The 630-nt window shown below is 68.9% G+C and carries 1 pseudogene; it reads right to left on the reverse strand.

Features of this window, described 5'->3' with window-relative positions:
- Nucleotides 1-422, reverse strand: a pseudogene (locus AC6LKG_RS26535) (hypothetical protein); the annotation flags it as partial.
- Nucleotides 423-630 lie beyond the last annotated feature (208 nt).

The following is a 630-nucleotide window of genomic DNA, read 5'->3' on the forward strand; positions in this document are numbered from 1 at the left end:
GCGGTGCGCGGCGCAATCGGAGCCGCGGGCGAGCGCGGGTCCGACGACCGGGCAGCCTCCGGTCCCACGCCCGGCGGCGCGCCCAGGGGGACGCGCACCGGACCGGCGGCGGATGCGCCCGTGCGCCCGGCATCGGGCGTGCTCCAAGACACCACCAGTAGCACCAGCGCGCCATAGATCGCCAGGGTGTAGAACACCGTCAGCGTGGCGTAGCCCACCCGTTTGCCGGTGATCGGCGTGGCGTCTTCACGCCCCAGTAGGCTGCGCCAGCCGACCAGGGCGGCGCCGGGCGCGCTGATCAGCCACCAGCCCAGCCGCTTGAGCGGGCCGGGAGGGCGCGGGATCGAAGCCTGGACCTGCGCGGCCAGCAGTTCGCGCAAGGCGCGGTTTTCTTCGCGCAGGCGCGCCGTCTGCGGATCCATCGGCCCTTCACTCTCGGGATCCGGGGTGCCATTGTGCTGCGTAGCAAGTGGATCGAGCGGGGGAATGGTCATGTTAAGAAAAATATAGATACAGACGGCCGGATTGAATTATGAAGGACGGCCTCGCCGGGGCATAGCCCGAACAGCTGGGAAAAAACGGGCCTTGGCATGGATTCGGCGGACCTGCGTGCTTTCCAAAGCGCCGAAG

This window comes from Achromobacter sp. 46006 (assembly GCF_059761975.1).